The sequence below is a fragment of the Parendozoicomonas sp. 2304DJ65-17 genome (genome assembly GCF_058148445.1).
This window is the reverse complement of the sequence record NZ_JBYVJV010000016.1, coordinates 15,182-38,901: the sequence shown is the minus strand read 5'-3', so window position 1 is coordinate 38,901 and position 23,720 is coordinate 15,182. Positions and strand designations below refer to the sequence as shown.

Annotated in this window: 20 protein-coding genes and 1 pseudogene; 8 read left to right on the top strand and 13 right to left on the bottom strand. The window is 48.9% G+C overall.

Annotated features, from left to right (window positions below; genetic code table 11):
- Positions 1-5: 5 nt before the first annotated feature.
- The 6 genes from ACY2RR_RS23800 to nrdA all read right to left on the bottom strand — a co-directional run bounded on the left by ACY2RR_RS23800 (position 6) and on the right by nrdA (position 6,046).
- Positions 6-281 (bottom strand): hypothetical protein, encoded by a 276-nt coding sequence (locus ACY2RR_RS23800; RefSeq protein WP_490110698.1) that lies wholly within the window; start codon positions 279-281, stop codon positions 6-8.
- Positions 282-475: 194 nt separating this feature from the next.
- The gene (gene pyrI, locus ACY2RR_RS23795; RefSeq protein WP_490110697.1) at positions 476-937 is read right to left on the bottom strand and encodes an aspartate carbamoyltransferase regulatory subunit; all 462 of its coding nucleotides are present in this window, start codon (positions 935-937) and stop codon (positions 476-478) included.
- Between the two features lie 11 nt (positions 938-948).
- Positions 949-1,872, bottom strand: coding sequence for an aspartate carbamoyltransferase (gene pyrB / locus ACY2RR_RS23790; protein ID WP_490110696.1), 924 nt, complete (start codon positions 1,870-1,872; stop codon positions 949-951).
- A gap of 336 nt (positions 1,873-2,208) precedes the next feature.
- Positions 2,209-2,499 (bottom strand): class I ribonucleotide reductase maintenance protein YfaE, encoded by a 291-nt coding sequence (yfaE, locus tag ACY2RR_RS23785; protein ID WP_490110695.1) that lies wholly within the window; start codon positions 2,497-2,499, stop codon positions 2,209-2,211.
- A 33-nt stretch (positions 2,500-2,532) separates the two neighbouring features.
- Positions 2,533-3,663, bottom strand: coding sequence for a class Ia ribonucleoside-diphosphate reductase subunit beta (gene nrdB / locus ACY2RR_RS23780; RefSeq protein WP_490110694.1), 1,131 nt, complete (start codon positions 3,661-3,663; stop codon positions 2,533-2,535).
- A 106-nt stretch (positions 3,664-3,769) separates the two neighbouring features.
- Positions 3,770-6,046: a class 1a ribonucleoside-diphosphate reductase subunit alpha gene (nrdA, locus tag ACY2RR_RS23775; protein ID WP_490110693.1), complete on the bottom strand. Its 2,277-nt coding sequence runs from the start codon at positions 6,044-6,046 to the stop codon at positions 3,770-3,772.
- 746 nt (positions 6,047-6,792) lie between these two features.
- Here nrdA and ACY2RR_RS23770 point away from each other — a divergent pair.
- Together ACY2RR_RS23770 and ACY2RR_RS23765 are read left to right on the top strand one after the other, a co-directional pair.
- Positions 6,793-7,530, top strand: a complete 738-nt coding sequence (locus ACY2RR_RS23770) for a winged helix-turn-helix domain-containing protein (RefSeq protein ID WP_490110692.1) — start codon at positions 6,793-6,795, stop codon at positions 7,528-7,530.
- A gap of 95 nt (positions 7,531-7,625) precedes the next feature.
- Positions 7,626-9,221, top strand: a complete 1,596-nt coding sequence (locus ACY2RR_RS23765) for an ATP-binding protein (protein ID WP_490110691.1) — start codon at positions 7,626-7,628, stop codon at positions 9,219-9,221.
- Here the strand turns inward: ACY2RR_RS23765 and ACY2RR_RS23760 are convergent.
- Positions 9,184-10,278: a mechanosensitive ion channel family protein gene (locus ACY2RR_RS23760; RefSeq protein ID WP_490110690.1), complete on the bottom strand. Its 1,095-nt coding sequence runs from the start codon at positions 10,276-10,278 to the stop codon at positions 9,184-9,186. The genes ACY2RR_RS23765 and ACY2RR_RS23760 overlap by 38 nt on opposite strands.
- 112 nt (positions 10,279-10,390) lie before the next feature.
- Positions 10,391-11,914: a glycerol-3-phosphate dehydrogenase gene (gene glpD / locus ACY2RR_RS23755; protein WP_490110689.1), complete on the bottom strand. Its 1,524-nt coding sequence runs from the start codon at positions 11,912-11,914 to the stop codon at positions 10,391-10,393.
- A 206-nt stretch (positions 11,915-12,120) separates the two neighbouring features.
- On the opposite strand from glpD, the gene ACY2RR_RS23750 reads away from it, so the two are divergent.
- Positions 12,121-12,954 (top strand): M48 family metallopeptidase, encoded by an 834-nt coding sequence (locus ACY2RR_RS23750; protein WP_490110688.1) that lies wholly within the window; start codon positions 12,121-12,123, stop codon positions 12,952-12,954.
- A 335-nt stretch (positions 12,955-13,289) separates the two neighbouring features.
- On the opposite strand, the gene ACY2RR_RS23745 is transcribed toward ACY2RR_RS23750, so the two are convergent.
- The 3 genes from ACY2RR_RS23745 to ACY2RR_RS23735 all read right to left on the bottom strand — a co-directional run bounded on the left by ACY2RR_RS23745 (position 13,290) and on the right by ACY2RR_RS23735 (position 19,015).
- Positions 13,290-14,312 (bottom strand): ABC transporter ATP-binding protein, encoded by a 1,023-nt coding sequence (locus tag ACY2RR_RS23745; protein ID WP_490110687.1) that lies wholly within the window; start codon positions 14,310-14,312, stop codon positions 13,290-13,292.
- Positions 14,309-15,490, bottom strand: a complete 1,182-nt coding sequence (locus ACY2RR_RS23740) for an aspartate aminotransferase family protein (RefSeq protein ID WP_490110686.1) — start codon at positions 15,488-15,490, stop codon at positions 14,309-14,311. The genes ACY2RR_RS23745 and ACY2RR_RS23740 overlap by 4 nt, the downstream gene beginning before the upstream one ends.
- A gap of 111 nt (positions 15,491-15,601) precedes the next feature.
- A complete protein-coding gene (locus ACY2RR_RS23735; protein WP_490110685.1) occupies positions 15,602-19,015 on the bottom strand; it encodes a hypothetical protein in 3,414 nt (1,137 codons plus the stop codon).
- 162 nt (positions 19,016-19,177) lie between these two features.
- Between ACY2RR_RS23735 and grxD the strand changes: the two genes are divergently transcribed.
- The 4 genes from grxD (at position 19,178) to ACY2RR_RS23715 (ending at position 21,152) form a co-directional block, all read left to right on the top strand.
- Complete coding sequence (grxD, locus tag ACY2RR_RS23730; RefSeq protein ID WP_490110684.1) at positions 19,178-19,510, top strand: Grx4 family monothiol glutaredoxin; 333 nt, start codon at positions 19,178-19,180, stop codon at positions 19,508-19,510.
- 261 nt (positions 19,511-19,771) lie between these two features.
- Complete coding sequence (locus ACY2RR_RS23725) at positions 19,772-20,374, top strand: peroxiredoxin (protein ID WP_490110683.1); 603 nt, start codon at positions 19,772-19,774, stop codon at positions 20,372-20,374.
- A 126-nt stretch (positions 20,375-20,500) separates the two neighbouring features.
- Complete coding sequence (locus ACY2RR_RS23720; protein ID WP_490110682.1) at positions 20,501-20,944, top strand: HIT domain-containing protein; 444 nt, start codon at positions 20,501-20,503, stop codon at positions 20,942-20,944.
- A 4-nt stretch (positions 20,945-20,948) separates the two neighbouring features.
- On the top strand, positions 20,949-21,152 hold the full coding sequence (locus ACY2RR_RS23715) for a SlyX family protein (RefSeq protein WP_490110681.1): 204 nt from the start codon (positions 20,949-20,951) through the stop codon (positions 21,150-21,152).
- Between the two features lie 63 nt (positions 21,153-21,215).
- Here the strand turns inward: ACY2RR_RS23715 and ACY2RR_RS23710 are convergent.
- Positions 21,216-21,428: pseudogene (locus ACY2RR_RS23710) on the bottom strand (cold-shock protein); the annotation flags it as partial.
- Between the two features lie 928 nt (positions 21,429-22,356).
- Between ACY2RR_RS23710 and ACY2RR_RS23705 the strand changes: the two are divergent.
- Complete coding sequence (locus ACY2RR_RS23705; RefSeq protein WP_490110680.1) at positions 22,357-22,689, top strand: HU family DNA-binding protein; 333 nt, start codon at positions 22,357-22,359, stop codon at positions 22,687-22,689.
- 79 nt (positions 22,690-22,768) lie between these two features.
- Here ACY2RR_RS23705 and ACY2RR_RS23700 read toward each other — a convergent pair whose 3' ends face one another.
- Positions 22,769-23,581 carry an SDR family NAD(P)-dependent oxidoreductase gene (locus ACY2RR_RS23700; RefSeq protein WP_490110679.1) on the bottom strand — a complete coding sequence of 271 codons (813 nt, stop codon included), beginning with the start codon at positions 23,579-23,581 and terminating at the stop codon, positions 22,769-22,771.
- Between the last annotated feature and the right edge of the window lie 139 nt (positions 23,582-23,720).

The window sequence follows — 23,720 nt, the reverse complement described above, 5'->3', positions numbered from 1 at the left end:
GCCGCTTAGTCGTCCAGAGTAGAGTCCAGGTAGTATCTTGGCTGCTTACGCTTGCGCATCAGACTTCTGCCGGTACGGAAACGTCTGATCACCCTGCCAAGGGTTGAGGCTGCTCGCTCTCTTTCCCGTCGGGATCTCAAGTGCTTCAATCGGCGCCGTGTGTAAGGTGTTACAACAACGAACATCGGTCCGAAGAAGGTTTTCTCTTCTTCGAAATGTGCCATGGCCGTATTCAGGTTATAACCTGCTGGAGGCATGGCTGTAGGGCGAATACTGCTCATAATCCTCTCCTTATCTTACCCACGCAGGCTCAACAAAATGGAACCTGCTTCCGAAATTTAGAAAGCGAATCTGAAGGTGGGTTCCGTAACAGAGTGGAGAAGCTGGTGGTTAGAGAGGGGTTTTGTCAGTATCGCTAACACTTCGGTCAGGCAGCCTGACGCTGTCTGACCGAGAGTGGATGTAGCTGGCTTTATTAGAGGCCTGCCACGATATCCTTGCTAAAGCTCTTTTCGCAGTATTTGCACTTCATCTGGATATCATTCTTTCGCTCTTTCAAGGTGAAGGAGCTTTGCACTGGCTCATTGTGAGTGACACAGTTGGAGTTAGGGCATTCAAACACCCCTTCCAGTTTCTCCGGCACGCTCATCTTGAATTTGCCGCGAACGGCGTAATCTTCAATCACATTGATAGTTGCCTGTGGCGCAAACAGTCCCAGCTCGCTGGCTTCTGTTTCGTTGAACAAGCGGTTTTCAACTTTGATGATGTCCTTCAGCCCCAATTCCTTACTGGGTAAATTGAAGCCAACAGTGATGCGTAGATCGGTACCCAGCAGCTGCAGCTGACTGAGAATCTTAACGCCCTGACCCGCCGGAATGTGATCAATCACGGTGCCGGTGTTGATCGCTTCAACCTGGAGTTTTTTCTTCTCAACCATGATATCCAACCTCAAATTGTCTCGTTCAGAACCAGTGCCAGCAGGGCTTCACGGGCGTAAACACCGTTTTCAGCCTGCTGGAAGTAGTAGGCGTGAGGTGTGTGATCCACATCGACGGTGATTTCATCAACCCGGGGCAGGGGGTGCAGAACCCGCATATTGGGCTTGGCTTCTTTCAGATGATCTGCGGTCAGGATGTAACGGGAGGCAATGTGCTTGTATTCAGTTTCATCAAAACGCTCTTTCTGCACACGGGTCATATAAATGATGTCTGCATCATGGGCAACTTCGCTGAAGTCATGGGCACGTTTAAACTTGATGCCGCTCTCTTCAAAATCATCCAGCAGGAAGTCCGGCATGTAGAGGGCATCTGGAGCCAGGAAAGTAAATTCGGCACCAAACTGGCATAGGGCCTGAGCCAGGGAGTGCACGGTACGTCCGTATTTCAGGTCCCCGCAGAAAGCTACCTTCAAGCCATCAAGAGTGCCTTGGGATTCATAGATACTGAAAAGGTCCAGAAGAGTCTGGGTTGGATGCTGGTTCGAACCGTCCCCGCCATTAATAACCGGTACAGCCGAAAACTCAGAGGCCAGACGAGCAGCACCTTCCTGTGGATGGCGCATAACAAAGGCATCTGTATAGGAAGAGATAACCTGTACAGAGTCTGCTAGTGTTTCACCTTTTTTCGCCAGAGAGGTGCTACCACCATCAGCGAAACCGATAAATGTACCGCCTAAGCGCTGGACCGCTGTTTCAAAGGAGAGGCGGGTACGGGTGGATGCCTCAAAGAAGCAGCTGGCAATGACTTTCCCTTTCAGCAGGTCGGGCCGTGGGTTGGTTTTCAGGGCTTCCGCCGTGGATACGATGAGCTCCAGTTCTTCCCGGGTGAGGTCGGTGATGGAGACTATATGCTTCTGATAGAGCGGATTAGTCATATCGAGCTTACCTGTCCTTTATAGCTTTGTGAGCCTGTTTTTGTGTCAGGGTTTGAATGGCACCGGTTACTGGTAACAATACTGGGTGATAGATGTTGAAACCAAAAAAAAGCTCCTGAAATAGGAGCTTTTTTAAAAAGAAAAGAGGTGTCCGGCTTGCAGCGGCGTGCAGAAGTCATGCGAGTGAAAACTGCCTTCATAAAAAAAATCCGTCAATCCGGTAAATATTCAACCTGAAACAACTTTGTCTGAACTAAGGCTACAGTATCTCCAGACAAATTGCGCGGCATTATACGTTTTACAAGGCTCCGGTCAAGGGCATGCAGGCTACACCGTCTAGGCAGACGCTTTGCGCTGCATCACCTCTAGTGGGTGAGGTAGCTCCAGTGTGACATCTGACTTTGTCTGGCAGCAGCAGGGCAGAATATGCCCTTCCTGCACAAAGGCCAGTGGCTGCTCAGTATACTCTACGGCACCGTCCACCAGTTTAACCTGGCAGCTACCACAATATCCCTGACGACATTGATACTCCATGGCAATATCCTGCCCTTCCAGGGCTTCCAGAAGCGTTTCTCCGGGTCTTGGCAGAAAGCTGTAACCATCCTGGATTTTTACGATATTGGCCATGGTGTCATCTTGCCTCGATATCAGAGATAACGGTTACAGGGAAAAACCATCAAAGTCATCACTGTCGACATCGCTGTCGATCTGCCCAACCAGATAAGAACTCACTTCCACTTCCTGAGGTGCCACTTGAACATTGTCACTGTTTAACCAGCTGTTCATCCACGGCAATGGGTTTTGAGTAATGGTGAAGGGAGATTCAAAACCAACAGCGGCCATACGCTGGCCGGTAATGTATTCCACATACTGACCAAGAATGTCTTTGTTCAGGCCGATCATGGAACCATCACGGAACAGGTAAGCGGCCCATTCTTTTTCCTGCTCTGCTGCGTCAAGGAAGATCTGGCGGGCTTCGTCTTTGAGTTCACTGGCAATCTCTGCCATTTCCGGATCGTCACGACCGCTCGCCATTAGTTGCAGGATGTGTTGAGTACCAGTGAGGTGCAGGGCTTCGTCCCGGGCGATCAGTTTAATGATCTTGGCGTTACCTTCCATAGTGGCTCGTTCTGCAAAGGCAAAGCTGCAGGCAAAGCTGACATAGAAGCGGATAGCTTCCAAAACGTTGACTGATACCAGCGTGAGGTAAAGCTTTTTCTTTAGCTCCCGCTTGGAAACGGTGATCGTTTCACCGTTAATGGTGTGTTTGCCTTCTCCCAAAGTGTTGAGCAGCTGCACACCTTCGATAAGTTCATCGTAATAACAGGTTATGGCTGTGGCACGGGAGACAATGGCATCGTTGTTGATAATGTCATCAAAAATTTCACCCGGCTCGGCCACCACGTTACGCATAATATGTGTGTAAGAGCGGGAATGAATGGTTTCACTGAAAGACCAGGTTTCGATCCAGGTTTCCAGTTCAGGAATAGAAACAATTGGTAGCAGGGCAACGTTAGGGGAGCGACCCTGAACGGAGTCCAGCAACGTTTGATATTTCAGGTTGCTGAGAAAGATATGGCGCTCATGTTCTGGCAGGCCGGCAAAGTCGCTGCGATCGTTGGACAGGTCAACTTCTTCCGGGCGCCAGAAAAACGACAGCTGTTTTTCAATCAGTTGCTCAAAAATGGCGTACTTTTGTACGTCATAGCGGGCAACGTTCACGTTCTGGCCGAAAAACATCGGCTCTTTGGTGGCGTCGAAATTATTCTGGTTAAAAGTGGTGTAAGCCATGTTCGCCTTCTTCTGACAAGCGCGCAGGCAGGTGCGCTATGAGTCTCGGTATAACTGTTTTTTTATTGCTCCGCTGGCACGGTGGCCAGCGGTTTATATTCAGCTGTTAAATCTTGCAGGCGCCGCCAGCACAGCCATCATCTTCCTGCTCGACATGCTGGGCATCACTCGCGCCATCACGGGTGTTGTGATAGTAGAGTGTTTTCACACCCAGCTTATAAGCGGTCAGCAGATCCTTGAGAATGACTTTTACCGGAACTTTACCACCCTCAAAACGAGCGGGATCGTAATTGGTGTTGGCGGATGCCGTCTGGTCTATAAATTTCTGCATAATGGCGACCAGCTGCAGGTAACCATTGTTGTCGGGGATATCCCACAGCAACTCATAGTGATGACGAAGAGTTTCGTACTCCGGCACAACCTGCTTAAGAATACCGTCCTTGCTGGCCTTAACACTGATAAAGCCCCGTGGTGGTTCGATACCGTTGGTGGCATTAGAAATCTGCGAAGAAGTTTCCGAAGGCATCAGCGCAGTCAGGGTTGAGTTACGCAGACCGTGGGTTTTGATCTCTTCTCTCAGGGTTTCCCAATCTAAGCGCAGAGGTGTATTGCAGATCTCATCGAGTTCCTTTTTATAGGTATCGATGGGAAGAATGCCTTTGCTGTAAACAGTTTCGTTAAACTTCGGACAGGCGCCTTTCTCTTTCGCCAGCTGGTTGGAGGCTTTCAGCAAATGATACTGAATAGCTTCAAAGGTTTTGTGGGTCAGTGCGTTACCGGAACCATCGGAGTAACGGCCACCGTTTTTTGCCAGATAGTAGGCGTAGTTAATCACACCAACACCCAGTGGGCGGCGGCCCATAGTGGCTGTGTGAGCGGCAGCTACCGGGTAGTCCTGATAATCCAGAAGACTGTCGAGAGCGCGGACAATCAGGTCAGATAATTCTTCCAGTTCATTCAGGCTGTCCAGGGCTCCCAGGTTAAAGGCAGCCAGTGTGCAGAGCGCAATCTCGGCCTGCTCATCATGAATGTCCTGCAGGGGTTTGGTAGGCAGAGCGATTTCCAGACAGAGGTTGCTCTGGCGAATGGGTGCCTGCTTGGCATCGAACGGGCTGTGAGTGTTGCAGTGATCAACGTTCTGCAGATAAATGCGGCCAGTGCTGGCACGCTCCTGAGCAAACAGGCTGAACAGTTCAACTGCTTTCAGGGTTTTCTTGCGAATGTTGTCGTCTTGTTCGTACTGGGTGTAAAGCTGCTCAAACTTGTCCTGATCTTCAAAGAAAGCATCGTAGAGACCGGGAACATCGCTGGGTGAAAACAGGGTGATGTTGCCACCTTCGATAAGGCGCTGATACATCAGACGGTTCAGCTGGACACCATAATCGATATGGCGAACCCGGTTGTCTTCTACACCGCGGTTGTTTTTCAGAACCAGAAGGTTTTCCACTTCATAGTGCCAGATGGGGTAGAACAGAGTGGCCGCGCCACCACGAACACCACCCTGGGAGCAGGACTTTACTGCGGTCTGGAAGTGCTTATAAAAAGGAATACAGCCAGTATGGAAAGCTTCACCGCCACGAATCGGGCTGCCAACGGCCCGCAGACGGCCCGCATTTATACCGATGCCGGCACGCTGGCTGACATATTTCACAATGGCGCTGGCAGTGGCGTTAATGGAATCCAGTGAGTCATCACACTCGATCAGAACGCAGGAACTGAACTGGCGGGTTGGGGTGCGCACGCCAGACATAATTGGGGTTGGCAGAGAAATGCGGAATGTGGACACTGCGTCGTAAAAACGACGAATGTAGTCCAGCCGGGTCTCTTTTGGGTATTCCGCAAACAAGCTGGCGCCAATCAGTGCGTAAAGAAACTGTGGGCTTTCGAAGTACTCGCCGGTTACCCGGTTCTGAACCAGGTATTTGCCTTCCAGCTGTTTCACTGCCGCATAGCTGAAATTCATATCACGGCTGTGATCGATAAAACCGTCGATCTGTTCTAGTTCTTCCCGGGTGTAATCTTTTAGAAGGGCTGCGTCGTATTTCTTCAGTTCCACCAGGCGTCCAACATGATCGTATAAGGCGGGTGGTTCGAACTGACCGTAAGCTTTCTTGCGCAGGTGGAAAATTGCCAAGCGAGCCGCCAGATATTGGTAATCGGGAGCTTCCCGGGAAATAAGGTCGGCGGCGGCTTTAATCAGGGTCTCGTGAATTTCGGTAGTCTGGATACCGTTATAGAACTGGATATGGGATTTCAGTTCCACCTGGGAAACTGACACATTATCCAGCCCTTCAGCAGCCCAGGTGATCACCTTGTGAATTTTTTCAAGGTCGATAGCTTCCTGCTGCCCGTTTCTTTTGGAGACCTGAAGATGTTCGTTCATGCCCTGCTGATACCTGTATGCACTATATGTTGTGGTTATGTGAACGTGTCGATCCTAATTATTCGAAATAAAACAACAGCAACGACCATACCAAAAGGTATATTAGGACCACTCAACAGGCACAGAGAATCCGCTGCAGGAAAAGCAAAAAGCAAGGCCTGCAAGGGTTTTGTCTGTTTCTGTTTTTAGAGTGTCAACCGTTTGACTATGCTTTCGGGCTATTTGGGTAACATTCCCGAACGGATTTCCCTGCATAGCAGCTGGCTGCCTGACGCCCCGTGTGTGTTCCATGATGGGGCACTAAATGTTGTGTTGTTCTTATCTATGTATACAAGATAATGCGGTCTTGGTCGCATTGCAAGGTGCCGCTTGTAGCGCAGAAGAGACTTTCAGGCGGTGAAAAAAAACTCATGTAAGTGTTTACTTTCCTCTAGTATGCCCGCCCTGAGAGTCCGACAGGAAATGAAGTGGGTGCAGGAAATGGCAGTTTTCCTTACTATAGATTTTTATAATCGTTATCTTGTGTTTTCATAGTTAATAACTCTTTGACGTTGTTAGGGCTGAAAACACTATATCTTGTGGTTGTAGTGTTTCCGAATTTCCTTATTTTGTATTGTGAGGTCGTAGCCGGAGATGGTGAATCTTTTCGGTTGATCGAGGTCAAAGGGAAGCCGGTTACAGACTGCAACGGAAACGTTCAGGTCTGTGCGGTTATCATTAGCAACGGTAGAATCCGGTTACACTCTATGATGCAAACAGAAGCAGAAGTGTCCACTGTGGAACAAACAGACTCCGGCCATATTCTCATTGTCGAAGACGATGAACGCCTGGCCAGCCTTACCCGTGAGTATCTTGAAAACAATGGTCTGACCGTCAGCGTTGAGCATGACGGCAGCAAGGCTGTTGATCGAATCCTTGAAGAGAACCCTGATCTGGTCGTACTCGACCTGATGTTGCCCGGTGAAGATGGTGTCTCCATCTGTAGACGGGTACGGGCTGATTTTCATAACCCCATTCTGATGTTGACTGCACGCACCGATGATCTGGACGAAGTTCTGGGGCTGGAGATGGGCGCAGATGATTATGTCGCCAAACCTGTGCGCCCTCGGGTACTGCTGGCACGTATTCGTGCTTTGCTACGCCGCAGTGCCCCCGTGCAGGAAGATTTTGGTGATAAAGGTCGCCTGGAGTTTGGTGATCTGGTTGTTGATGCAGCTATGCGCGAAGCCTGGCTCAAAGACACCAATATTGAACTCACCAGCGCCGAGTTCGATCTCCTTTGGTTGCTGTCTTCTAATGCCGGCCGTGTGCTGAGCCGTGAAGAAATTTTCGAAAAGCTGCGAGGTATTGAGTACGACGGTCAGGATCGCTCTATTGATGTGCGGGTGTCGCGTATTCGCCCCAAGATCGGTGATGACCCTATGCACCCCCGCATGATCAAAACTGTTCGCTCCAAGGGATACCTGTTTGTTCGTCCGGTCTAAGAAGCCGGATCGAACGAACAATCAATGAAGTCAGCAGACAATTATTGCTGGCTGATACTTGTCTCGTGAAAACCTCTTGAGTTGGAGAAGAACGAGTGAGCAGTATTTTTCTGCGCATTTACGGTGGCCTGTTGTTCACCCTGGTGCTGGTGGCCGTGTTGTGTGGACTGGCCCTGACCATTATTAATGGGGTCAGGCTGCAGGATTTTCGGGAATCGACGGCACGGGGCACCTTCCGGGTTATGAGTCTGGAGCTGGCGGGGCTGAGTGAGGATCGCTGGCCGGAACAGCTGGAGGTTTGGGAAAACCGCCTGGGTGTTGCTCTCGCCGTTGTGCCAGATAAAGATGAAGACCTTGGCCAGCAAACAGCTCATCAGCTACAGGCTGGCAGGGTGTTGGTGCGGGGGGGAGATGCTGGACAATTCGAAATATTTTCCGCCATCAATGATTCTTCGTTATTGCGCGGAACCATCGAAGACATCAATGAGCAGCTGGCCACCGGTACAGCAACTATTGTTCGCGATTGGCTAAGCCGAATTCCTCCGGCAAGGCGATTACTAATACTGGAAGATCGTTCCAGCGATCTGTTTGGTTATCCGGTGACCCTGCAGGATCATTATCCGGAACGTTTTTCCCAACGACAGCGCGGACTGCTGGAGCAGGGGATGTCTCTGGCTCTGTTTAATCAGGGTGGGCGTGCGATGAATATATACAGTCGTCTGCCAGACACCGGTAAAGTTCTTGTACTTGGGCCCATCTCAATGCTGGACCCTTATCCTTTCAAACTGCTGGCAACTATTGGCCTGTTTATTCTCGCGTCTATCAGTATTGCTATTTATGTGTTGGTGCGTGGGCTTGAACGCAGGTTAAGTAAGTTGGAACGTGCAGCCAGGCGTTTAGCCAGAGGGGACTTGGATGCACGGGTAAAGCTGCATGGTGGCGATTCCGTTGGGCAGCTGGCTGCTGCCTTTAATAATATGGCCAGCCATATTCAGCGCCTGTTGAGTATTCAGAAAGAGATGATTCGCGGGGTTTCCCACGAATTGCGAACACCTGTTGCACGCATTCGCTTTGGCCTTGAAATGGTTAAGGATGCACAGGCGGATGACGAGAGAAGCAGTTACATCAAAGGGATTGATGGTGATATTGAAGAGCTTGATCACCTGATTGATGAAATTCTCACTTACGCGAAGCTGGAAGAAGGTGTGCCTGATATTCGCTTCCAGCGACTGGATGTAGACAGCATCGTATTAAGGGTTGTGGAAGAACATCAAAGGCAGAAAAGCAACATTCTTGTTGAACACGTTCCTTGCCGTATGCTCGAACCCCGCAGAAAAATTGATGTGGAAGAGCGTTATATTCACCGGGCTATTCAAAATCTGGTCAGTAATGCCTGCCGCTATGCAGACAGCAAAGTTCAGGTGCGCTTCAGTGTTGGTCACGACAGTTGTCGTGTTGATGTGGAAGATGATGGCCCCGGTGTTCCTGAGGAGCAGCGTGAGCGGGTGTTCACTGCCTTTGCTCGACTTGATGACAGTCGTACCCGTTCATCGGGTGGTTATGGTCTGGGACTTTCTATCGTTCGGCGGATTATGCACTGGCACAATGGCAAGGCCATGGTGGGAGTCAGTGATCAGCTGGGTGGTGCCAGATTCAGTCTGGTGTGGCCTCGCCGTCAGCGCGGACGTTAAAAGCGTTTGCTGGAATATCCAGGGTGCGGGTTGGGAAGGCCATATCCGCGCCGTGTTTATGAATAATCTTGCCGATTTCCAGCAGGATTTCATGGCGGGTATTCATGTAACTGTTCCAGTCAGTTGTCAGGGTGTAAAACCGCACACGAATATCAAGAGAGTTGGTACCGTAATCAACAAAGCGCGCTAGCACACCTCGCACCTGATCCAGAGAGTCATGACTGGCCAGATAGTTTTCAATGGCAGATGTCACAGAATCGAGCAGCGGGAAATCCTTGTAACGCAGGCCAATTACAATATCGACTCTGCGGTTCTGCATACGTGAAGGGTTTACCACCGCCATATTGGTAAACAGGGCGTTGGGAACATAGATGGGAGTGCGGTCATAACCCCGTATCCGGGTCTGGCGCCAGCCAATATGTTCCACAAAACCTTCAATGCCTTTGTCTTTCAGAAGAACTTTTTCTCCAATCACAAAAGGTCTGTCCATATAAAGGGTCAGGCCACCAAAAAGGTTGGCGAGCATATCTTTTGCCGCTAAACCAATGGCAAGGCCACCCACTCCACCGAAAGCCAGAAGGCCACTGATACTGACCCCAAGGTTTTGCAGCAGAGTCAGTGCCGTGGCGATAGTTAGGCCAAGTTGCATAAGTTTTATTAACAGTTCGGCTGTTGGCAGGTCTATTTTTAGACGGGCTCTTTCCGTCTGATGAAAACTATCCCGGGTCAGACGCAAATAACGCATTAAAAGAAAATAAAGCAGACAGACGACCGCTATCTGGCGAATGGAGTGAATAGTGCCGCTGGCCTGAATGCCATAATGTTCCATTATCAAATCAGCGGTGACACTCGCTCCCATAAGCAGAATACCAATAACAATGACAGGAGTTGCGGCCCGGCTTAACGTATCATCCCAATGACTTTTTGTGCGTGAAAATCGAACTGTTAAACGATCCAGGATACGTTTGCAGAGCCATGCCAAAACTGAGGATGCAACGACTGTTACAAGGCACTTGATAATAATTGGGGCGAGTTCAGTCAGTTCCGGCAGGGACATGATTCCTGGCTCCTTCCTCTGGAGATAGTGAGAGAGAATTGTCAGAGGAGAGTCACAGGATAGGTATAACGAGACAGTTAGACTTGCTAACAGTCTCGTTTATTTTGAGGTGTCAGCTCTTCTGGCTTATATAGCTTTGCAGAGAGGCGAGATCATCGCTTTTTAAAGCAACGCCGGTTTTTGTGCGGCGCCAGAGGATGTCTTCAGTAGTTTCAGCCCACTCCTGATCGATAAGGTAATCGACTTCAGCCTGATAAAGGCCGTTGCCAAAGTGTTTGCCCAGATCGCCCAAGGAATGACAAGGCTCCAGAAATTTCATGCATAACTCGCCATAACTGCTGGCAAAACGGGTTGCCATTTGTTCCGGAAGCCAGCTTTTCTCTTTAGCCAGTTGTTGTGCGTAAAGCGGTTGTGAGGCTATAGCTCCACCCGGTAATGGTGTGCTGTCGGTCCATGGTTGCCCCATTTCTGGAAACCAGGGTTGAAGTTTTTTCAGGGCAGACTCTGCCAAACGACGATAAGTGGTCAGTTTGCCACCAAATACATTAAGCAGCGGAAATAGTTCAGATTCCTGAGAAACAGTCAGTGTGTAGTCTCTGGTAATAGCAGAGGGGTCATTTGATTCATCGTTGCAGAGTGGTCGTACACCGGAAAATCTGTACACGATGTCGTCACTGGATATTTGCTTGTTGAAGTGACGGTTGGCGATATCGATAAGATATGCCACTTCATCGCTGTCGGGCGCGACTTTCGATGGATCACCTTTATATTCAACGTCGGTAGTGCCGATCATCGACCATTTCCCTTGCCAGGGAATCACAAACACAATTCGCTTATCAGCATTCTGGAGAATATAGGCTTCGTCATCATCGTGAAGGGCGGGAACCACAATATGGCTGCCTTTAATCATTCTGATTCCATATTCCGGCTTGGCCTGCAGGCTGTTTTCAATAAAGTTGGCCACCCAGGGACCAGAGGCATTCACCAGTGCTTTGGCTGTGATTGAGCGTCTGGTGTTGTTGGTTTCCAGCTCGACCTTCCAGCCTTCATCTGTGCGGTGAGCAGCGGTGCAGCGTGTTCTGGGTAGAATATCTGCGCCCAGCTCTTTGGCTGAGATCGCATTGGTAATCACCAGGCGGGCATCGTCGGTCCAGCAGTCGGAATATTCAAATGCGCGGGTAAAGTCTGGTTTCAGCGGAGAGTGACCGTTGAGTTTTACACCTTTACTGCCCGGCAATGTTTCTCGGTGGGCCAGTGAGTCATAAAGAAAAAGTCCCGCACGAATCATCCAGGCTGGGCGCAGGTGTGGAGCATGGGGGAGTCGAAAGCGAAGAGGCTTCACCAGATGGGGCGCATTGGCCAGCAGAACTTCCCGCTCACGCAAAGCTTCCCGAACCAGGCGAAACTCATAATGCTCGAGATAGCGCAGCCCGCCGTGTACTAGCTTGCTGCTGGCAGATGATGTGGCTGATGCCAGATCATTTTGTTCGCACAGTAACACTCTAAGACCCCGACCGGCAGCGTCTCTGGCAATTCCGGTACCATTGATTCCGCCCCCGACAATGACCAGATCGTAAATGTCACCAGAAGCTTTGCTTGTATCACCGGAGGGGCGGGAACTGCGGTCTGACTGCATGACTACTCGCTATTAATTATTGGCGCTGCTTCTTAGCATTATTATTGAACAGTAACACTACTTTCCAGCGGCATTATGGGATTATGATTATCTCATTCTAGTACGGACACTATTCTATCTTCTGGATATGAATTCTGTATGTCATTCTAGACATATAAGATGTCTTTTTTAGTTATATAAGAAATAAAAAGTAGGTGAGAGGGGATATGAAGTCGGGATTGTTGCGAAAATTGTTATGGTCGCTGGTTTTAGTGGCAGTAACAGGTTGCCAATCTGTAAGCACAACCCGAGAAGGGGCTGTTGGCGTTAGCCGTGAGCAAAGTATGTTTATGTTGCTCAGCGAACAGCAGGTGGAAGAGTTATCCAAGCAGTCCTATGTGCAAATGCGGGAGCAGGCCAAGCAGGAAAAGAAACTTGTAACAGGTGGCGCTACTGTTAACCGGTTACAAAAGGTTGCCGACAGGCTTGTGGCCCAGGTGGGAATCTTTCGTCCTGATGCCAACCAGTGGCCCTGGCAGGTGAGCCTTATTGATGAGAGAACCCTGAATGCCAGCTGCCTGCCTGGTGGCCGGATTGTGTTTTACACCGGCATTATTGAAACCCTGAATCTGAGCGATGACGAAATTGCCGCCATTATGGGCCATGAAATTGCTCATGCCCTCAGAGAGCACGGGCGAGAAGGCATGTCCGAAGCCTACATGGTGCAACTGGGTAGCACTCTGGCTGGCTCAATCTTTGGCGCATCGCGGGAAACTTTGGACCTGGCCAATAATGTTGTTCACTATGCGATGACTCTCCCTAACAGCCGGGAAAAGGAAGCTGAAGCCGATATTATTGGTCTGGAGTTGATGGCTCGGGCCGGATACAACCCGGAAGCAGCAGTGACTCTCTGGCAAAAGATGTCAGCACAGAATAGTCAGCAGCCTCCCGAGTTTCTCAGTACACACCCGGCTACATCAACCCGTATTGGTGGGCTTCGGCACTATATTCCCAAAGTTCTTCCGTTCTACGAGCAAGCGCAGGGTAGAAAAGCTGGTTGATCAGCGAGTAGGGGATTTACTATCAGTCAGGGGTGACGCTTAGCGTCGAGAGCGACGGCGCAGAGTATTTTGAAAAGGAGTTTTGAGCGTTGTGCTTTGATGTAATAGTGGTGTAGACGGTGTTTTCATCGTTAATGTCACTTTCGGAGTTTTTTTCATTTTCAAACCCTCTATTTTCAGTTGATTTTATGGGCGCAGTGACAGATTCCCATGATGGGGTATGAACGACAAAGGCATGGCGATAGATAAAAACAACAGAGTGATGCTCTGTTGTTTTTGTGGAAAAGTATTTAGGCGGGCTAATGTCTGTTTAGTGTTTCTTATTTGGTTTTCTGTTAAGCGAAAGCTGGCACTTTTTCGGTAGAGGGACGAATACCTGTAGTGTCGCCTACTTTCAGTGAGCTGTTGGCCAGGGTTTCAAGGAGTAACTCTTCCCCTGAACTCAGACGTAGCTTTAACAGAGTATTTTCTCCACGGAAGTTAACCTGTACAACCGTGGCTTTATGAGTTGAGGTTGGGTCGCAGACGATATGATTGGGGCGAAGCAGGAGTGTTTGCTGTTTTTCAGTAAGCTCGGCTGCAGGGGAAAACACCCCGGCAGAGGTTTCAATATGACCTTGGCTGTTTCTTATTCCTTTAACCAGTGAGCCTTCACCAATAAAGCCTGCAACAAAGTTGTTGGAAGGTTGCTGGTAGAGTTCTCTGGCTGTTCCCCATTGTGCCATTTGACCGTTTTTCATCAAGCCGATGGTATCAGCAAAGGCAAAAGCTTCTTCCTGATCGTGAGTTACCAAAATGGAGCTGGTGCCTGTTTGCTTCAGCAGCTCTCGAACTTCATGACTCAGAGTCTGGCGCAGGGATGCATCAAGGTTTGAGAAAGGTTCGTCCAGCAGTAGTAGTCTGGGTTCGTGAGCTAACGCTCGCGCCAAAGCAACTCGCTGCTGTTGTCCACCGGAAAGCTCCTGAGGGTAGCGGTTAGTAAACTCTCCCAAGCCGGTCAGCTGAATCATGTCATCAATGCGGGAGCGAGAGTTTTTACCGGACAATCCGAAGCCAATGTTTTTAGCCACAGTCAGGTGAGGGAAAAGGGCGTAGTCCTGAAATACCATGCCCAGTTGCCGATGTTCGGGGGCAAGTGTGAATCCGGGTTGAGAAAGGCTTGACCCTGCCAGTGAAATAGAGCCGTGATCAAGATTTTCAAATCCGGCAATGGCCCGCAGGGTGGTGGTTTTACCGCAACCACTGGGGCCAAGAAGGCAGACATGCTCGCCTGCCTGAACTTCAAAAGACAAATTGTGAACGACTGTTTTACTGTCATAGGAACAGGAAATATCACAGACGTTCAGTAAGGTACTCATTCAGTGTCGTTTTCCAGAAAGTTACGTATTAGCGGAATAAGGCGCTGGGCGATTTCAGCAGCTTCATCTTTAGATAGAATCAATGGTGGTAACAGGCGGATTGTATTTCCAGCAGTGACATTGATCAGCAAGCCAGCTTCAAGAGCGTTGGAAACCAATTGTGCGCAGGGGCGATCCAGCTGAACAGCAAACATAAGCCCGGCATGTCTGATATCAACAATCCCGTTACAATCTTTTAAACCTTCCTGGAAAAGATCTTCAAGGTACTGACCTGTTGTCAGTGTATTCGCGAGCAGGTTGTCCAGTTCAATAGTATCGAGAACAGCAAGCGCAGTTGCACAACAGAAAGGGTTGCCGCCAAAGGTTGTGCCATGACTGCCGGGCACCAGAACCTGTGCGGCTTCACCCTGAGCCATACAGGCACCAATAGGGAGGCCGTTACCCAGGCCTTTGGCGGTGCTGATAACATCTGGTTTTACATTTTCATGCTGGCAGGCAAACCATTGGCCGGTTCGGCCATTACCAGTCTGAATCTCATCAAGCATCAGTAGACAGTTGTTGTCATCGCAGATATTGCGTAAGGCTTTCAGGTAACCGGCATCGGGAATATTAACGCCGCCTTCCCCCTGAACGGGTTCCACAAGAACTGCAACAATATCTTCTCTTTCAGCCAGCTCTTTGACTGCCTGGGTATCATTAAATGGAACTCTGTAAAAACCTTCCAGAAGCGGGCCAAAACCTTGTTTTGCTGCAGCGTTGGCTGTTGCTGTGAGGGTTGCCAGTGTCCGGCCGTGGAATGAACCTTCCATAACAATAATGCCGGGTTTTTCGATGCCTTTTTGATGTCCATAGCGGCGGGCAATTTTAATGGCGCATTCGTTGGCTTCTGCTCCGGAGTTGCAGAAGAAAACTGTCTCCATGCCAGTTATGCTGGTTAAACGTTCAGCCAGTTTTTCCTGGGTTTCGATACCATAAAGATTGGAGGTGTGAAGCAGTTTGCTGCTTTGCTCCCTGATCGCCTGAACAATTCTTGGGTGACTATGCCCGAGGCCACATACGGCAATGCCAGAAAGTGCATCAAGGTAGCGTTTGCCATTCTTGTCTTCCAGCCATACACCTTCTCCAGTGGTAAAGGTAACCGGCAAGCGGTTATAGGTTTTCATCAGGCTTTCAGTCATGATCCTGCTCTGGCTTCTGTTTGTTGTAATCAGGAGGTGTATGTTTCTGCCTGCGGGAGTAAAACACAGGCAGAAAGCATCTTAGCTAGGGCGGGTAGTATTTGGCAACTGTCAACCACTCGCGGCCTGTCTTCTGTTTTTCGGCATAGCTGCAGCAGAGATAGGGGGCCAGCTCCAGACATGGATGACACCAGTATTGGCATCCCAGGTAAATGTGGCGGTCTCGCCATGGCAGCGAATCCGGTAGAACGCATTGACTGGTAGCAGGGCTTCAATGATTCCCGGTTTAATATCTGTCGTCTGAACCTTGCGCCAACGTCGTTCTTTCCAGTACTGAACTTTGCAGAACTCGCTGGTCAATAGTTCTTTCTTCTTTCTGAAAGGACTTTCCAGTGCCAGCTCAACCGGATACTCCAGCTCGTTCTCGGGGCTGAGTATGGTGGTATGACCATCATCCCCCAGAACGGATAGCCACTTGTCCATAGTGCTGATAACGCAGTAACCATTCACTGCTTTGTGGGCATAACCAATAACCGCTGGAACGCCATAAAAGCCGGGTTCTTCACCATTGATGTCTATAGCCCGCCAGTAGTCACCATCAATTGTTGAACAGGTATAGGTGCCGTAGCGCTGGCGCTCCATTGGGTAAGGTATAACTGGGCGATATTGGTTGGTGGCATCAGTAACCGGCTCCGGAATAAGGTCTTTGTAGCGCGTATGGAAAGGTTTGGTTTGAAGAGTTTCCAGAAAGCTGTAACGCATCACTTTGACCGGTTTCTGGGTCATGTTGAGAAGTTCGCTGGTTTTTTCAAGAAGGCCGTGGTCGTTCAATTCTGCCATCCAGAATTGCTGGGTGACCGGATTAAAATCCAGTGCGGCTGCAAACCCTTTTCTGCGCCGGTCGACGGTATGCAACCATGGATTGTTTAACTCCAGAGGCTCTTCACTCACGCGAACACGCAGCTCTTGCAGGAAACGATCCTTGCGGGTAGAAACCGGGGCAAGAACGTAATGCAGGAATATCTCCGAAATGTATCGGGCATTGCAGTTGTTTCTGCTGCACCAGTGTTGGCAGGAACGGGTGACCCAGTAACTTAAAGTATCCGACCCAAGATATTCCAGAAGGTGATCAGGCATGCCTTCTATTAGCAGGCGTGCGGCTTCTTGTTGAAAGGCGCTTGCGCCAGGCCCCATGGCTTGATGGGTTTTTTTTGTGAGTATTTCCCTTGGGCCGGGGGGGGCCCCCCAATTGTGATAAAGGTCCAGAATAATCCAGGTCAGGGTCAGGGCAGAGACCAGGCTGTGAATTGGGTGCTCCCGGATGCGAGTCTTCAACCATCCGGCCGCCTGTTCGACAGTTTGTTGCTCAAGGTGTCGGGCAACTCCGTTGGGGTCGTCTTCCGAAAATGGTGAGGGAGTCGGACTTCCTCCTCCGTCACCTCCACCACCGCCCCCGCCACCTCCAGACGGATCTCCGAACTTACGCTTGTACTCCGCATGCATCTCCTCGGCGATCTTTTTGCGCTGCTCCAGTCGCATTTGGGCAAATGTATCTTTCCTTTTCTTTATATCTCCCTCAGTGCTTCCTGGCAGGCGCAATTGTTCAATAGGTTTTCTAGGGGTTTTCTTTTCTGTAGGAGGTACTGCTTTCGGTAATGACTGCTCTGGTTTTTGTGAGGATGATTCCGGGATTGGATCAAGTAATGGTCGGCTATCACCTTTTTTGATTCGTAATTCGTTTATGGCTGAAGTGGCCGCAACCTGTTCTTCTAATGTCAGCTTTGCCTGAGATACATAGTTTTGCAGCTCAGTGTCTTTTGCTTTTTGGGCGGATGCAGCCTTTAGCATCGCCTGATTTTCATAGGTATACAGCTCCTCGTCTGTCATTTTTCTCCTGCCATCTGGAAAACGGAATTTAGGGTCAAGAGGCAGATCTGCAACGGTCATGCTCCCGCCTGCCCGGTTGTGCAGGTGAGCATTTTTATTGGTGCGCTGGCCAGTCCTTGTGTCGTAGGTGATGATCTCTGAGGCTTCGTTTGGGTTAAGCCATGCGCATGTCTTGAGTTTAAGAGGAGCCTTCTTTTTTTTACTTGGCGCTTCCCAGTTAGGGTTTTGGCTAGGCAGGGTAAAGCTAATGCTTTTTTCCCTGAAAATCTGGCTCTTTTCCATGATCTCTTTTGGAGAGGGTATAGAGAGGGCGTGGGAGCTGTGAAGAATATGGGTCACACTCTCTTTCAAAGAGTAATTACTAAGCTCATGCACCACTTGACTGTTTAATGAAGGAATATGCTCAATGACAACTAGGTGACCGTCACATAATTCTTCTATCGAGCAGAGTAAGGCCAGTTGATGAGGCTCGAGAGTCACCTTGAAGTCAGGAAAAACTGTGTTCCCCCAAAGTGCCGTATCAGGAAGCCCCTTGAGGCGGTGGTAACGAACTGTTCCGCCCAGTTCGCCGGTTCTAATGGCAATTTCGAGTCGTTGTTCCGTCCCCGGGGGGGCATTGAGGTATTTGTCGACTTCCTTTGGTGGCGGCACAAAAAAGCTTTCTGCCTGCGCTCTTGTCAGTTGGGAGGACTGGCTTGCTGAGAAAGTTACTGTGCTGTCTGAGTCAACGTGCTTTTCATCAGTGAGTATTGCGCTAACAGGGGTGAGTACCCGTGAAAGTGTAGGTTTTCTCCCCTGGTGATAGCCTGTAACCAGAACCAGTTTGTTTTTTTGTTCATCTGGAAGTGTGTGGAGTCGTTTGATCAGGGCTGCCGGTGTTCTGCCCACGCCATCTTCCGAGAGTCTGCTCAAGGCATAGATTGTGGGATCTTGCTCGGAAAGGTTGGCAAGCCCAAGAAATTCTCCTTCTTCGCTGGGGAGGAGTGTTGCAAGATCCAGGGTATAAGTGGGTGACTCGCTAAGAGGGGTGGCGCTGGGCAGAGTGGCGGGTTCAACTGTTATGCTGTCGAGCAGTATGACAGGGGTATTTTGAGTGTCAGAGATAACATAAAACCAGGCTGTGGAAGTGTTGTTGGAAAGAGCAGGATGATTTCTTAACACTTCATTAAGTATCTTGGAGGAAAAATGCAAGATGTCTGAGCCTTGGTCATGTCCAAACAAGGAGGCTTTTGTCCCAGTACTTCCCCAGAGAGGAATGACCATGCCGGAGTTTGGATCAAAGATCGCCAGCCTGAAAGTGGACGACACATTGTTGGGATTAAGCAGGCTGGACTGGGAATGGAATTTCGGAATTGGTTTAAGGGGCGGCTTGCTGCGTTCCCTTAGCAAGCCCACAATGGCGCTTTCTATATATTCTCGTCGTGCTTGTTCTGTTTTTTGCTGAGCAATGACCTGTTCATCCGTCGGTTGTGCGGGCTGTGGCCAGCTTTGGTGGCCAGGAGTTCTGGTGACACCAAAAGAATACGCTGTGTGGAGTAAAACCAGTCCTGTAACAATTTTTAAGAGAACGTTTAGTTGATTTTTTATAAAAGCAGATGTTCCTGCACTGGACAACCTGTAAAGAAAAGGCCTGCACATGCTGATCTTCTGGCTCCTGCCGGATATATGGTTTTGTGTTTGTAAACTGGCGGGGAGCAGTGTAGAAGGTTACAGGAATCCTGCCGGTGGAATGGTGGGATTTCTGTCCACCGGCGGGTCATGTATACTGCGCCAAGAATAACTTGGGATTGAGGTGGAGTGATGTCTGAAGAAGTAATGGAGCAGATTAAGCAGCAGATTGAAAATAATCCAGTACTGCTGTTTATGAAGGGATCACCCCGTATGCCCCAGTGTGGTTTTTCCTCCCGCGCCGTGCAGGTTTTGTCTGCCTGTGGTGAGCGTTTTGCTTACGTTGATGTGCTGGCTCACCCTGATATTCGTGCAAATCTGCCTAAGTATGCGAACTGGCCAACGTTCCCACAGCTGTGGGTTGGCGGTGAACTGGTAGGTGGCAGCGATATTCTCAGCGACCTTTACGAACAGGGCGAGCTGCAGAAGATGATAAAGGCAGCTGCTGGTTCAGCTGAAGCCTGATATCGATATAGAAAGCTCATAAAAAGCCGGTGTTTGTTCACCGGTTTTTTTGTTTATGTCTAATCAACCGTTGAAACAGTTTCAGGTCATAGAATTTATCTATCGGTAAATAATAAAAAAATCATGGGAAAATGCCATGAATCTTGTGGGCGAGCCGAAATGCTGTGTGTATGATGTATGTGTTTTTAGCGGCCCCTCTGCGTGTGGCGTAATAGAATTATAGGGGCGTTTATTCAATCCATTTGAATGTGGAGATAGGAAATGGCAGTCCTTGTAGGTAAGCAGGCTCCTGATTTTACAGTTCCTGCGGTTCTGGCTGACGGAACAATCGTTGATGAATTCAATCTGGCAGAAGCAATCAAGGGCAAGTATGGCCTGATCTTCTTCTATCCTCTGGACTTCACCTTTGTCTGCCCATCTGAGTTGATCGCTCTGGATCATCGCATGGATCAGTTCAAAGAAAAGGGTGTTGAGGTTATCGGTGTATCCATCGATTCCCACTTTACTCACAACGCATGGCGTAACACTCCTGTTGAGAAGGGTGGTATTGGTCAGGTTGGTTACACTCTGGCAGCTGATATGCGTCATGACATCGCCAAAGCTTACGATGTTGAATCCGAAGGTGGTGTTGCTTTCCGTGGAGCTTTCCTGATCGACAAGAATGGCGTAGTTCGCTCCCAGATCATTAACGACCTTCCTCTGGGTCGTAACATGGATGAGCTGATTCGTCTGGTTGACGCTCTGCAGTTCCACGAAGAGCACGGCGAAGTTTGCCCAGCTGGCTGGAAGAAGGGTGAAAAAGGCATGAACGCCAGCCCTGACGGCGTTGCTGCTTACCTGTCTGAAGAGTCTGACAACCTGTAAAAACAGATTTCAGAATCTTTCTATAAAAAACGGGGTTGCCGGAAGGCAGTCCCGTTTTTTTATTGTCTTGCCTCCCGGTTTCCTGCAGACGTATAGTTCGCTGCATATTTGTTTCGGATTTTTCTTATGGGTCAGTTTGAGCTAGATCAGCGCCTTGCTAATGACTGCATCGTCATTGGTGATTTTCCCCTGAGCCGAATGCTGCTGATGAATGATGCACGTTATCCGTGGTTTATTCTGGTGCCCAGAGTCAGTGGAGTTGAAGAAATTTTCCAGTTGAAGCAATCCGATCAGGAGCGGCTGCTGAAAGAGACCTCCTATGTTGCTGAGAAGCTTAAAGATGTATTTGCTGCTGAAAAAATGAATGTAGCAGCTCTTGGCAATATTGTTCGTCAGCTTCATATGCATATTGTCGTGCGCAAGCAAGGGGATTTTGCCTGGCCAGGGCCGGTCTGGGGACAGGGGACTGCTATAGCGTATACTGACGCCCAGATTAAAGAGATTCGCGATCGTCTGGCAACGGTTTTTACCACCTGGCTGGTGGCAGCTGACAGCCTGCCTCAGGAGTAGATAGATGAACGATGAGCTTCTTGAACTGCAAACACAGCTGAGTTATCAGGATGACTTGGTGCAACAGTTAAATGATGTAGTGACTCGCCAGCAGGCTGATATGGATCTTCTGCGCCGGGAGTTTGAAATGCTGAAGCAACAGTTACAAATACTGATCAGCCAGCAGGGCGAAAGTGCGGAAGAGGAAGCACCTCCGCCGCATTATTAATATTTTAGCGCACAAAAAAGCAGGCTATAAGCCTGCTTTTTTTGTTATCGGTGTTGTTACAGATTAGCGGGATGTCGCAACATCTTCTGCCTGCAGACCCTTTTCTTTTTCTGTTACAACAAAATCAACTCTCTGGCCTTCGCTGAGAATGCGGTGCCCCTCACCCCTGATTGCCCGGTAATGAACAAAAATGTCATCCCCGGAGTCACGGGTAATAAAGCCGAAGCCTTTTGACACATTAAACCACTTTACGGTGCCAGCTTCTCTGTCATTGTCGAGAGCACTTTCACCGCTGGTGGCGGATGGCGCGAGCTGATGAAGGTTACAGAGCGTGTGCAAGATGATTCCGCTGACCAGAAGGCCAACAATTATCAAGGGAATATAAGAAGTCACCGGATTCACTGGCAGGCGGCCCAAAGCGCTAACAGCTGCAACAACACCAGACAGGAAGAGAACAATTGAGCCAAGAGTTTGAATCTGACGACGAGTCCCTGTGGGGGAGGTCTGGTAGCAGCCGGTAATCAGGTTAACAGCGGCGGTAGCAAGTAACATAATCAGCGAAGGTTCGCTGGTGTAGATGTCTGCAGCAGAAACTACTGGAAACACCTCTGGGTGCAGCACTGGCAATAAAGCGGGTGAAGCCAGGTACAGGCCGGTAAGCACCAAGCCTGATAGTAGCTGAAGATATTTTAGGGTTTTAAGCAACATGTTTTTTCCATGCGTATCATAAATGTTATTGGTTTTATCGAAGATATAAAGAACTGCACTCTTAATTTAACTCGATTGTGGATCATGTCTCAATATCTTCGAAGTGTAAGGAGTAAACATTTATCAAAGAAAATCACCTTGGTGCGGTAAAAATAGATTAAAAAATACTCGCAAGCCGAAAAACCGTGGTTTATATTGGACTCGTAGCCAGTTAAATTGTTCATGCTTTACGGTTCATAACTGTAACTCAAATGTTGTAAGAAGCTGTAAGAAGTTACAGGGCGACTTTTCATCAGGAGTGGGGATGAGTTAGGAGTCGTGTTGAGCGGGTGAATCTTAGGCTGGTTATGGTAAAAATGAAAATCTAACCCATTAAACCTGTATGCGTCTGAAAACGTTGTATGTAGTTTAAGTTGTGGTTGAGCAGGTCAGGCATGCTGTAAGCAGGGGAAATAGGAATTCCAAAACTGTTAGAAAACGTGTCCGGAGATAACAGATGCCAGGTGCAGCTATCAAGGAAAAGTACACCAAGAGCCAGGTCCTGAATGAAATTGCTGAGAATACTGAGCTTTCGCGCAAGGATGTGAGTAATGTTCTTGATGAACTGACTGACCTAATTGAACGCCATATTAAAAAGCGCGGTTGTGGTGAGTTCACCATTCCAGGGCTTTTAAAAATTGTTACCAAGAAAAAGCCTGCCCAAAAGGCGAAAAAGAATGTTCCTAATCCTTTTCGCCCTGGTGAGTTAATGGATGTGGCGGCAAAGCCTGCGTCCATTCAGGTGAAAGTCAGACCTTTGAAAAAACTGAAGGATTTTGCTTCTTCCTGAGGTTTAGCACATATCGACTGGGCTCTGTTTTTTAAAGTAGAACCCGGTCGATATGAGTTTTATTGAATGGGGCTTGTAATTAACGGTGTAGTCCTTTGCTAAGAATTTTTTCGTAACTGGTGGGAAGAAGGCGAACCAGCCAGTCGATAAGAATTGAATCTGATCCAATCATTACCCGCTTTCTATTGTTCAATATTCCGTTAATTATTACCTGTGCGGCTCTTTGCGGCGTGGTCGTTGCCATTTGTTCGAAATTGCTGGCAGCAATATCTTTGTCTTCATTATTGTCTGGGCCTATGTGGTAGCGGCCATTCTTAACAATATTAGTTTTGATTCCACCTGGATAAACGCAGGATACATTAACGGAGGTGTGTTTCATCTCTTGGCTAAGGGCTTCGGTAAAGCCTCGTACAGCAAATTTGCTGGCATTGTATGCCCCCTGTGTAGGGACGGCCATAAGTCCAAAAACACTGGAGGTATTAACTATATGGGCTTCTTTCTGCTTCAGGAGGTGGGGAAGGAAAGCTTTGCAACCGTAGACGACACCCCAGAAGTTGATGTTCATTAACCACTCCATCTCACCAATATCCATATCATTAATGGTTTGAGAGAGGGCAACACCGGCATTGTTGATTAGTACATCAATCCTGCCGAACTTTTCAACGGTATTCGCAGCGAAGTTATCAACCTGCTCTTTACTTGATACGTCTGTAGTGCTGAGCAAGTATTGGCAATCCTCAGGGAGCATCTCACAGGTTTGCTCCATGCTTGAAGGATTTATTTCCGCAAGAGAGAGCAGGCATCCCTGTTGAGCCAGTTCAATTGCAAGGTGCTGCCCAATGCCTGATCCGGCACCGGTAATTGCGACAACTTTTCCTTCGAGGGATCTCATTTTTTTCCTGTCTGCACTGATTTTGTTATTTTGGTTTTCTTGTTTTGTTTTAGAGCGTTCGCCCTTGTGTGGTGCACTATAAACACTTCGTAACAATTGGTGAATGGCAAAGGCGGTTAAGAAAGAAGTTATTTGCGGC

What these genes read in the sequence shown, in the direction of transcription:
- ACY2RR_RS23725 (WP_490110683.1), top strand. Translation starts at nt 19,772, where the DNA reads ATGGCAGTCCTTGTAGGTAAGCAGGCTCCTGATTTTACAGTTCCTGCG.
- ACY2RR_RS23705 (WP_490110680.1), top strand. Translation starts at nt 22,357, where the DNA reads ATGCCAGGTGCAGCTATCAAGGAAAAGTACACCAAGAGCCAGGTCCTG.
- ACY2RR_RS23750 (WP_490110688.1), top strand. Translation starts at nt 12,121, where the DNA reads ATGAAGTCGGGATTGTTGCGAAAATTGTTATGGTCGCTGGTTTTAGTG.
- pyrI (WP_490110697.1), bottom strand. Translation starts at nt 937, where the DNA reads ATGGTTGAGAAGAAAAAACTCCAGGTTGAAGCGATCAACACCGGCACC.
- ACY2RR_RS23735 (WP_490110685.1), bottom strand. Translation starts at nt 19,015, where the DNA reads ATGTGCAGGCCTTTTCTTTACAGGTTGTCCAGTGCAGGAACATCTGCT.
- ACY2RR_RS23745 (WP_490110687.1), bottom strand. Translation starts at nt 14,312, where the DNA reads ATGAGTACCTTACTGAACGTCTGTGATATTTCCTGTTCCTATGACAGT.
- yfaE (WP_490110695.1), bottom strand. Translation starts at nt 2,499, where the DNA reads ATGGCCAATATCGTAAAAATCCAGGATGGTTACAGCTTTCTGCCAAGA.
- ACY2RR_RS23760 (WP_490110690.1), bottom strand. Translation starts at nt 10,278, where the DNA reads ATGTCCCTGCCGGAACTGACTGAACTCGCCCCAATTATTATCAAGTGC.
- ACY2RR_RS23740 (WP_490110686.1), bottom strand. Translation starts at nt 15,490, where the DNA reads ATGACTGAAAGCCTGATGAAAACCTATAACCGCTTGCCGGTTACCTTT.
- ACY2RR_RS23800 (WP_490110698.1), bottom strand. Translation starts at nt 281, where the DNA reads ATGAGCAGTATTCGCCCTACAGCCATGCCTCCAGCAGGTTATAACCTG.
- ACY2RR_RS23715 (WP_490110681.1), top strand. Translation starts at nt 20,949, where the DNA reads ATGAACGATGAGCTTCTTGAACTGCAAACACAGCTGAGTTATCAGGAT.
- pyrB (WP_490110696.1), bottom strand. Translation starts at nt 1,872, where the DNA reads ATGACTAATCCGCTCTATCAGAAGCATATAGTCTCCATCACCGACCTC.
- nrdB (WP_490110694.1), bottom strand. Translation starts at nt 3,663, where the DNA reads ATGGCTTACACCACTTTTAACCAGAATAATTTCGACGCCACCAAAGAG.
- ACY2RR_RS23770 (WP_490110692.1), top strand. Translation starts at nt 6,793, where the DNA reads ATGATGCAAACAGAAGCAGAAGTGTCCACTGTGGAACAAACAGACTCC.
- ACY2RR_RS23700 (WP_490110679.1), bottom strand. Translation starts at nt 23,581, where the DNA reads ATGAGATCCCTCGAAGGAAAAGTTGTCGCAATTACCGGTGCCGGATCA.
- nrdA (WP_490110693.1), bottom strand. Translation starts at nt 6,046, where the DNA reads ATGAACGAACATCTTCAGGTCTCCAAAAGAAACGGGCAGCAGGAAGCT.
- grxD (WP_490110684.1), top strand. Translation starts at nt 19,178, where the DNA reads ATGTCTGAAGAAGTAATGGAGCAGATTAAGCAGCAGATTGAAAATAAT.
- glpD (WP_490110689.1), bottom strand. Translation starts at nt 11,914, where the DNA reads ATGCAGTCAGACCGCAGTTCCCGCCCCTCCGGTGATACAAGCAAAGCT.
- ACY2RR_RS23720 (WP_490110682.1), top strand. Translation starts at nt 20,501, where the DNA reads ATGGGTCAGTTTGAGCTAGATCAGCGCCTTGCTAATGACTGCATCGTC.